Raw genomic sequence first — 9846 nt, forward strand, 5'->3', positions numbered from 1 at the left:
TTCAAATCCTCATAGGTACGTTCAATACCCCAAAATATCTTGCTACTAAGCTTATCCTACCAAACGCTGAAACCCACCGGCAAGCAAAAACATTTAATCCTGAACATCCATTAATAAAGGTTTATTTTCAACTCTCTCTGTGATTCTTCTTTATTCTCGTTTTTTCATATTGTCGTCGATCCCCAGAGGTTTATGCGCTATAGAGGATCGACGACATTTCAGGTTAAATAAAAAACTCATCCCCGCCCTTCTTTAATCCCATTTCTTCTCGCTTGGAATACTTTTGAGTGCGAAACGTATAAAAAATGATGGAGTCCTCCGTTGGATCCATTAAATTTTCTAATTCCATTTTCAGCTTCACGTAATTGGCCCCCGACATTTCTCCTTCAAATACCGAATTTTGAACCCAATGCAGGTACTTCCTAACGATTTTAACTGCCTTACCCACTCTTTTTTCATTAAAATCATAGACTAAAATCACAAACACATGATCACCTACCACATCGAATGATATGGGACATACTTTTGTTCCCCAAGAAAATGCTTTTGCAGCTTGTACAATTCTAACCTTATTAATCGGCGATAGGAAACCGACTTGCCTAAATGGCGGTGATTAACAGTTGTTTGCATGCGCTTATCCAACTCCTGGGCAAACTTTCTTCTCCCGTCTTCCGTTAGCATAATACCATCCGTATGCTCGTCAAAATCTTTTTTACCCAGCATATTTTTATTTACCATCGTAAATATAAGCCTATCCACCATAATAGGTTTAAAAATTTCTGCTACATCCAAGTTCAATGAAAATTTTCGAAAATTTGTTGCATGCAGGTATCCAATTCTCGGATCGAGAAATGTTTTATAGACTTCACTTAATACGACCGTATAGCAAATTGAATTTCCGAAACTGATTAAAGCATTTAAACGGTTTTGCGGCGGTCGTTTGGTACGTTTTTCAAAAATAAAATCAGGGTTCCCCATAATAGAGTCAAAAGCTTGGTAATACCGTTCACGTGCATGTCCTTCGACTCCCATTAACTCTTCGATGCTGACAACATCATGAATTTGTCCTGCATTCTCGTTTAGCCGAGTAACGAGTTCTTCAAATAATGGCTTATTATCTCGTCTACCACTATAGTATTTTAATACTTGCAGCATCTGCCCAATAGAACCTTTTACAAAAGTTCGCGCCAACTCCAAACGTAAATCCATATTGATATAGTGCTCCACCTGCTTAACGATAAGATGCCCCGAATTATAATGCTCTCTCGGATAAAAAGTACCAATGTAATAACCGTAATGATTGAAATAGTGTATTGCAATTTCCTTTTGTGTTGCAAATTCTAGAAAACGTTTCGAGACATCTACTTCTCCAAAAATAAAAATATCGTTCGTATCTTCCACCGGAATATATTTTCTGCGCGATTCCGATTCAAAATATAAGCTATTGTCCTTTCTTCGCAACTCACCGTTCTGAAAAATATATAATGACTTCTTCAACGCTCATCCCTCCGCCCAGCAAAATTCCCGATATGCGCACTTGCGACAAAATCCAATTTTTTTTGGGGCTGGCGGTATCGGATTTTGTGAAAGTGCCTGTATATCCTTAATCGCAGCTTCAAGCTCAGTAATTCCTTCTTCCGTCAGTTCAACATGTTCTTTTCGCTTTTCTTCTGGGAAGAGCAGTTCTCCTCTCGCCTCAATTCCCATCTGCTTCAGCGTATATAGGTAATACATAAGCTGATAGCGAGAGCTAGTCAAAAACTTGGAAGACTTCTTGATTTCTCTAACCACGAGTTCTCCTTTTTCACGCTTCAGCCGATCCATCTTTATCGAGCCTATCGCTACTTCCTTCTTTTCTCTCCCGTAGCGATATTCGTGAATGAAGCGACCAATCTCCACATTTTCATCTTCTTCATCCGGAACAATCTGGTGCATATTAAGCCAAGCTTCCCGTTTACAAATAAAGTAGTACCAAATATCCGTTCCACCTACCGGCAGTCCTGAATTCACGGCACTTCCTCCTAAATAAAATTGTCAAACTGATCGAACTGTGCGCGAAGGCCAACTTGCGAATCATATACCTCGGTTCCATACAGCATAGGAATTCGGTGCGTCAAAAAGTCCTCCTTGCTTGCCACCTTTAGCGCCTTTTTGACAGGCAAATTTAAGACATAATAATGAACTAAAATCATAAACTGCTTTCGATCGTCGAACGTCATCCTTTTCATGAAAGCCTTATCCGAATATCGTTCATATATATCGACTGCATGATATAACCCAAACTTTTTTTGCAAAATGGAATACGACTTTGGCAATAGCTGCCGCTCATCTTCATTCGGATTCCATGGAACGAAAACAGGCAACCTCATTACGCTATCATCAAAGGGTTGAAAACTGGATAGTTTCTCCCACTCTCCTTCATATGCGTCGCGAATGTATGCCATTGCCGCTTCATACGTATTATGGCGGAACATTTCCTCATAATAATGCTTTACTAGTTCCGTAAGCTCCGATTCCATCCACGTAGGTTGTTGCTGCAGCAACCGATCTGTAATCTTCTGCAGCGATTTAGGATAAATAAAGCTGCGCGTATCCCTCTTACCTTCCCGATAAAACGGGAAGATCGATATTCTTCCTAATACAGGTCCCTCCAAATGGCGATTGACGCGTCCAGCCGCTTGGACGATCGAGGGCATAATCGGCATCGCTCTAGCTACATGCTGAAAGCTGACATCTACTCCCGCTTCAATAATTTGGGTTGAAACAACATACAAAGGATGCTTGCGATGCTTATCTATTAACCCCCGCCTGATCGTTTCAATTGCGATTTTTTTATGAAGAGGTATCATTAAGCCATGAAGCAGATACGCCTCTTTCTCCGCTATATTGCGATACACCCGGCAAGCGTCTTCGATTGTGTTCAGTATAATCGCCTGCGAAGATACTTCTTTTTCCTTCAAAAACGTAACCAACGAATCTTCATCCTGAGCCTCTTCAATAAACAACCGATACCGATCATGGTTAGAAGACGCTTTGACTTGAAGATCGATAGGCTGTTTGGACAGCCCATAATGGAAAGGCGGCATCGTTGCGGACAAAAAAATGACCTTAAGGTTTAAAAGTTCGCTTAAGGCTTCAAGTCCACACAGAAATACATTCCATACATCAGGATTCAATATTTGCGGCTCGTCGATGATAATGACGGCATCTTGCAAAAATGCCCGACGCAATACATCTTGCGATCGTTTAGGAAACAAAGCCTTCCCAAATTGATGGAAGCTGGTACACACAATTGCATGTGCCCACGATTCTACGGACAGTTGACTTTTGCTCGTACTTTGCTTATGATCGTCCTTCTCCTCCAGCAAGGCTAGTGAATGATGCTCTAATGCTTTCTCTTGAATGACTTCTTCTATTACACCGCTGGTCTGTTCGATAATGGACAAGTAAGGCCCGACATACACAATCTTTTGGAATTGCTGCTGCTCACCGAACCAAGAGGCAATTTTCATAGAGGTAATCGTTTTTCCGTATCCGGTAGGCATCTGCAGCGTAAAGAATCTCCCCTCGGGATGCTGCAGCAATTGTGACATGATGTCCGCTTGGGCCTGCAGTCGTATTACGGACATTGAACAATTTTGTTTTCGACAGTAGTCGTTGATTAACTCTTGATGGCGATAGTGGTCATTGGTATCAAACCAACTAGTATACACCTGCTTCACATCAAATCGATCACCTGCGATCAAACTGGTCGTATTCTGCCTCCACTTTTGAACACGCCTCATCAGTTTAAGCGGTTTCCAAGCTCCATAGCCGATTTGCAATGCGTCTAGCGCTTCTTCTACAGCTTCCTCTGCATCTTTTTTCAACCATTCCCTTAAACTTTCCGCATTGATCTTGTTAATAATTAATTCATTGTACTGCTCGTGTATGAATGTCTCTATACCCGCAAGATCAAGTTCTGACCAATCATAATCTTTAAGCCAGCCTTTATCAGATAAATTATGCAGTTGACTATGGTGATCCGCGATATCACGCACGAACCACAGCCACTCTATACAATATTGATCCCACTTCCCCATACTCTGCAGCATATAGTACCCAAGATATGAAAAGAAGAAGGCCCCGCAGGCAGAATGATTGGGGCCCTCCTTTGTTTTTTTATGAATGTAGTCTTGCCACTTAGTATGACTCTTCGCAATATCGTGGCAAATCCCTGACAGTCCGGCTAATTGTATAAACGCATCAAGTTCGTTATTAAGAAATCCTTCTACCGATTGCCTTACTTGTATGAGATGTTCGCTTAACAACGATCCCGGTCTGGCAATGCATTGATCGAAGGGAATTATACGAGACATACTGCCTCCCCCTTAATCAGGAACACATCACAGCTTCCATCTGTGTCCGCTTTTTTCCGAAAAGAGAGCGGCCCTCCATCTTTCTCAAAGATGTAAGATATAGATTTCTCGAAGGTCCGATTCCCCTTATAGTCCTTCATAAAGCCTCCTGCACGGCTGTACGTAGACTTAGACTCGGTTAAGATCAAATCCTGAATTAGCGACGTCGGAACTGCAGTACGTGTCGTAATCACATCTTCTTCAAGGTGCTTTACCTGTTGAACGCTTCCCACTAACTGTGGGAATGTCAGCGCAAATGCGACTCCCAAATACGTCGGATAAACAGAATACCTCTTATTCAATTGCTCCTCAAGCCGATCGACATGCTCATCGCCAACGTAATATATACGGTAAGCTGGATTGACTAACAGTTCCATTGCGGTTGGACGATTAAACGTAGTACCCGCATCTTTACCTAACATGGACATCTGCTGTGCCGAAGTGCGCACTGGACGCAGAAGCTGTATCCCAACCCGATCACTGGTTACAAAATCCGATATGCCAATAATTGCGCCCACCATACCTTTGACCGCCGTTGGTGTGATAAATGGATACGTTAGGTGGGTCGCTGTCGTATCCGGTCTCCGGAAATGGGCGATTGTGCCTTTTACGTCAAAAATAACTGCTTTCATCATCATCGCCTACCATAATGGTTGTAGATATGGTGTGATATCACTTTCTACACGCAAAGAAGGATGAACCCAAATTCGGCACCGTTCTATTTTCTCTTTATATTGTTCTAGAGTACGAACCAATTCCGAAACATCCAATGTAATATCTTTCAGAGACGACGGCCGTCTTCCTCCTTCTCTCCATGCCGTTTCTCCCGGCTGCAACGTAATCAAGTCTTCCAAATACCCGATTCGGAAGAATGGATCTTTATACTCTACATGCACCAGCATGAGAGGTTGCTGCTGCCCCCTGCCGCGAGCTTGGCGATGCTGCGTCCCCTGCCATAACCCTTTGAGCAGAAGTTCCTGATCGTCAACAGTCATCCCGGTTTGTTCCGCATTTTTAGCATTAATGACGCCTGGCATGGCGAATACGGCAAAAGGTACGATATAGCTTGTCCAAATCGTTCCTTGCGATTTACCATCCTCCCCGTCTTTGGCATCGGTGCTCGGCATCACCACAGTCCCTTGAATATATTGACTGTCTACTGGATGAAGCGAATGCGCCCATCCGAACTGCACAGGCCCTGTAAGATGGAAGCTAGTAGATTTGACTGAGTATACAATCCCGAATGCACGAGCATCGAAGCTATGCGACAACAGCACGGACTTCATATTTTCCTTTGCTTCATTTTTCTTATCTGCCTGCTCTGCAATCCACTCTGCCAAGCTTCCCCGTCCAAGCAATTTCCCTTTATCATTAACCTTACCTTGTACAAATATATAATTACGCTGGCTTACTCCACCATTTGGCTCTGCCTCTAACACATAATCGCGCACATCACGTTTGATGCTTACATCACTCAGCGAAATTCTCCCGTCCTCTTCCGGAAATAATCTGCGCGCGTCACTATCCTGCAGCGGATCGCGGTTCGGTATTCCGTCCTTTACCGATTTTACGAACAACAATTCACCATTATGTACACTCATCTTCTTACTCCTCCTCTTTCTCTTTCTTGTACATTAAATACCCGGACCAAAAAGCCGTCATAAATTTGTCTCTATCTGTACGAAGCGCTTGCGTTTTTTCGGCATCTAAGAATCCGAGCAGAACTTGCGCCAAAATAGGCCAAAAATTCTTCCCGATTCCCATGTCCCACTGCTCTGACAGCTCTTGGCAGCGAAGCACGCCGTATTTCCATATCATATCCGGCGTTAGCTTACTGCCGAACTTCATTACCCGATGCTTCACATAGTCCTTTCCTGTTTTTCTATGGTAGGAATTCGAGAACTGTTTTAATAGTAATCCCGTCACAAATCCCAACTCTTCAGCCGATTGCAGTTGAGATAACGATATTGTTCCAGCATGATAATACTCTATGACACGTTCCCAATTCGCCAACGTATTCACCCTTTCTTTATTTTGTATCACTTCATTATGATATCGAGCATGGAAGGCAAGAAAAACATAATGGAATACGAGTTCTTCTCTCATCCCCCATTCGTCTTCTTTCAGCGCCAATTCCAATAGCTTTATCGAGGTATTCATATATAGCCGATGAACAGTAATCGGTTCGCGGTGTAGTACCGCCTGTAGACTGCTCCATACATATCCCGGCCCATAAGCATTCGCCAATAGCGACGGCAGTGAACGAAGTCGATAATATTCCTTATCTGTGTTACACCGGAATGCTTTCAAAATGGGAAGTAATTCTTGGCGATTCAGATCTTTTATAATTTGTTGCAACACAGTAGCAACACTCGGAACAACGTCTTCAATCACCTTACGAATGTGCATATTGCCCCGTGACAAGTCACCGGAATAATATACGAGAGTCAGTCGATGCTCATCACTCATTTTCGGAATGAACTTATGAATGCCTGCCAGTAGTTCTAGATGAATATCATTGTCGCTTTTATCAGACTGATTCAAGATGCGCTTATATTTGTGATATAGCTGTTCCGAATCCCCTTCCAATAGCGGAAGCACGAGCGGAACCCCAAAAATCGGTTCGAAACTGGTAGGTTTCATATGGCGTTTCGCTTCCAGGCTTGTTACCGGAGCAAACATTTCTTTAAGTACCGAACTTGTTACCGGGACAGTAATCTGCTTCAGAAACTGCGTGCCGTACAAAAAAGCTTCATAGCTTGCGCGATCAATCTTGATTCCGCGAATCCACTCATCCTTTCCCCAGTAGATAGAACGAGGCATCTCCCATGTCGGCGACATCCACAGCCAGAATTTATTGTATATTGAAGCAACTTCATCTTCTTCCTGATTCGTGAATGTAGAGATTGCATTGTCCGCACTTCCCAATGACTTTGCTTCCGTGAATTTTGCTTCGATGATACCCACCAATGCCTGATCACCATCAATATGAAGCTGTATACCGGGGAATAATCGGCTTTCTGTTATCCAAATGTAGCGTTCATCCTCGCTTCTCTTCTCTAATGTGCGATAAATAGGCAAGCTATGATCGAATATGTATAAAATACCCAGCTGCTTTTCATCTTTGATAAACTGTTCAAAGTAGGGGGCTATCGCTACAGCAGAATGGCGAGCAATTTCCAATAGCTGCTCTTCGTTTTTATGTCTGAACGACACTGTATTCTTTAGTCGTGGAAGAATAACATCCACCGCAAACGATTCTGCATGTTCCATTGCATGAATATGCGCTTCATACATCAGATAGCATGGAACCGGATATATCCCCTGCGCGTGGAGAGGATTTCCACCGTTAGGATATAAGATTGGAAAGGCATTATTTCTTAATGAATTTGGTACGAAACTTTTCCCTTCCATATTTCCTATCTCCATGAGGTGAAATGCTGTGTTATCCCCATCCAGTTCAACAAGAAATACATGTTGGAAAAAGTTTTTGCAATTTTCACTATCAACGTCGGTCAACCATCGGATACGCTGTTGATTCGGCAAATCGCTCTGTGCGATAGGTCGGCCAATGCGAATGATGGATTCTGCCAACATACTGCTCACCTCCTATAAGTGACGTACAATTTCATAAAGCCCATGTCCATTAGAATTTTTGGCTCCAAGGCCCACATCATAAGTCAATTGAATAAGATCCAGATTTCCTTCCAATAGGAAATCACCCGTCCAGCCCTTTATCAACGTAGATTTGAACTTTGTTGTTTTGGACTTAATTCGCTCCCGATGTAGGGGCGTCAAGCAAAGTCGACGACTATCGCCTTCAAGTACGTCCCCATGCAGCGCCTCATATTTTTTGAGCGCATTTGCTTGAATAAGTGGATTGAATTCTTCTTCCCATGGTGAGTAAAAATAAGTCTTCTTTTTGTTATGCAGCAGAAAAGTACTATACATCGTGATCGGAGTAAGGAAACGTATCACCATTTTTTCGCTAACGTTAGTATGGATTTGTTCGACGGATCCAACTTTAACTTGGTTAGCTCCTAAGCGAAGATCCTCGCGAATTAACAAAGAAGAGACTAACTCTTGAACTAATTTTTTGTCAGATGCAGAAAAGATGAAAGATACATGCGGTGGTGTAAATTCTAAGGTGTGGGAGTTTTTATCTAGTCTATATGAACCATTTAATCTAGAAAAGGTAAACATGCGAAACTGACGTTTCCCTTGTTGGTAACCGGTATTATGGAGAAAGTCACGGTACCCGTCATCTCGGATGCTATGATAGATAAGACCATGGAGCCACTCTTGATGATTAATGGGAACCGTAAGCTTCTCATCAAAGCTCAATGTAATTCGAATTCTCACTGCCTAGTTCCTCCTATCCTACTAGGTCTAGTATACTGTTTCATTTCATATTTTTCCAAGGAACAATCTTTTTTGTCGAAATTTTGTTGAATAATAACGAATTCATTCAGATACGTAGGTAAAATTGAAGATAGGTTTATAATGGGGGAGCCTGTTTCCTGTCTCTATTCTTTCGTTAATAAATGCAATGTTTGCTTTAAAACTCTATTTTCTTTATGCAATTCTTTAATCTGAGACTTTAATTTCCTGATATCTGCATTTACAGTATTCAATCGGTGCTTATTCACACCGAATGCAGTTACACCCTCTTCTCTAAATTTTGTTATCCATCGATGCAGAATATTTGCAGATATCCCCTGACTTTTAGCAACTTGAATTAATGGTAGCCTCAGTTCTTCAACCATCAGAACAATCACTAACTTATAGGCCTCTTCATAAGGCTTTTTCATTAGCTATTAACCCCCTTTTCTTATCAAGTAACATTATTAATAAGTTTCTTTTGAAAAACCTAGTATTAACTTGCAAAATTAATCTTTCAAAAAAATGATTCTACTCACTAGGATCTCTATGAAAAGCCTACATCATATATACTTAAGCTAAGTCCTTATAGGTATATAAAGTCAAGAAACATCATTAAATTTAAATTCCTAAGAATAGGTATTACAATGATTTTTGTGATTTCAAAAAAATAGGAAGCCAACCCAAATCTGCAGTAACCATATTTTACCGACTAATTTGAGAGTTGTAAACTATTAAACCCATAACGACAAAATATGAGTTATGCTAGCAAAACATCATCTGAAATATTCCTCTTAGGTACATTATCCTTCTGAAAAGCGCCCTTGATAACTTTATTTCAATTTAATAGGTACTTTAGGTACTTTCAAAACCTGTATCAGCTCTGACTACAGCCGATTATGTTACAGAATTTCAAATCCTCATAGATACTCTCAAAACGCCCAACTCTCAACCGCCGTGATTGCCCTCTTTAAAGTTTCCATTCCTCATAGGTACATTCAAAACCTCGATCTTCATCATCCATTGGTTCTCCCATAAATGCGTTTCAATTCCTCATAGGTACATTCAA

General features: G+C 41.6%; 9 protein-coding genes. All 9 read right to left on the bottom strand.

Annotated features, from left to right (window positions below):
* Nucleotides 1–223: 223 nt before the first annotated feature.
* Nucleotides 224–487: a CRISPR-associated endonuclease Cas2 gene (gene cas2 / locus BBG47_RS26055; RefSeq protein ID WP_065294169.1), complete on the bottom strand. Its 264-nt coding sequence runs from the start codon at nucleotides 485–487 to the stop codon at nucleotides 224–226.
* 8 nt (nucleotides 488–495) lie between these two features.
* Complete coding sequence (cas1b, locus tag BBG47_RS26060) at nucleotides 496–1497, bottom strand: type I-B CRISPR-associated endonuclease Cas1b (RefSeq protein ID WP_065294163.1); 1002 nt, start codon at nucleotides 1495–1497, stop codon at nucleotides 496–498.
* 3 nt (nucleotides 1498–1500) lie between these two features.
* Nucleotides 1501–2010: a CRISPR-associated protein Cas4 gene (gene cas4, locus BBG47_RS26065; RefSeq protein WP_094183222.1), complete on the bottom strand. Its 510-nt coding sequence runs from the start codon at nucleotides 2008–2010 to the stop codon at nucleotides 1501–1503.
* An 11-nt stretch (nucleotides 2011–2021) separates the two neighbouring features.
* Complete coding sequence (locus BBG47_RS26070) at nucleotides 2022–4358, bottom strand: CRISPR-associated helicase/endonuclease Cas3 (protein ID WP_065294164.1); 2337 nt, start codon at nucleotides 4356–4358, stop codon at nucleotides 2022–2024.
* Complete coding sequence (cas5, locus tag BBG47_RS26075; protein ID WP_065294171.1) at nucleotides 4346–5029, bottom strand: CRISPR-associated protein Cas5; 684 nt, start codon at nucleotides 5027–5029, stop codon at nucleotides 4346–4348. The genes BBG47_RS26070 and cas5 overlap by 13 nt, the downstream gene beginning before the upstream one ends.
* A 9-nt stretch (nucleotides 5030–5038) precedes the next feature.
* Nucleotides 5039–5998, bottom strand: a complete 960-nt coding sequence (locus BBG47_RS26080; protein ID WP_065294165.1) for a CRISPR-associated protein — start codon at nucleotides 5996–5998, stop codon at nucleotides 5039–5041.
* 4 nt (nucleotides 5999–6002) lie between these two features.
* Nucleotides 6003–7994, bottom strand: coding sequence for a hypothetical protein (locus tag BBG47_RS26085; protein WP_065294166.1), 1992 nt, complete (start codon nucleotides 7992–7994; stop codon nucleotides 6003–6005).
* 12 nt (nucleotides 7995–8006) lie between these two features.
* On the bottom strand, nucleotides 8007–8759 hold the full coding sequence (cas6, locus tag BBG47_RS26090; protein ID WP_065294167.1) for a CRISPR-associated endoribonuclease Cas6: 753 nt from the start codon (nucleotides 8757–8759) through the stop codon (nucleotides 8007–8009).
* 164 nt (nucleotides 8760–8923) lie between these two features.
* Nucleotides 8924–9208, bottom strand: coding sequence for a transposase (locus BBG47_RS26095; protein ID WP_065294168.1), 285 nt, complete (start codon nucleotides 9206–9208; stop codon nucleotides 8924–8926).
* Between the last annotated feature and the right edge of the window lie 638 nt (nucleotides 9209–9846).

The organism is Paenibacillus sp. KS1 (genome assembly GCF_001680695.1).
GTDB lineage: Bacteria > Bacillota > Bacilli > Paenibacillales > Paenibacillaceae > Paenibacillus_B > Paenibacillus_B suaedae.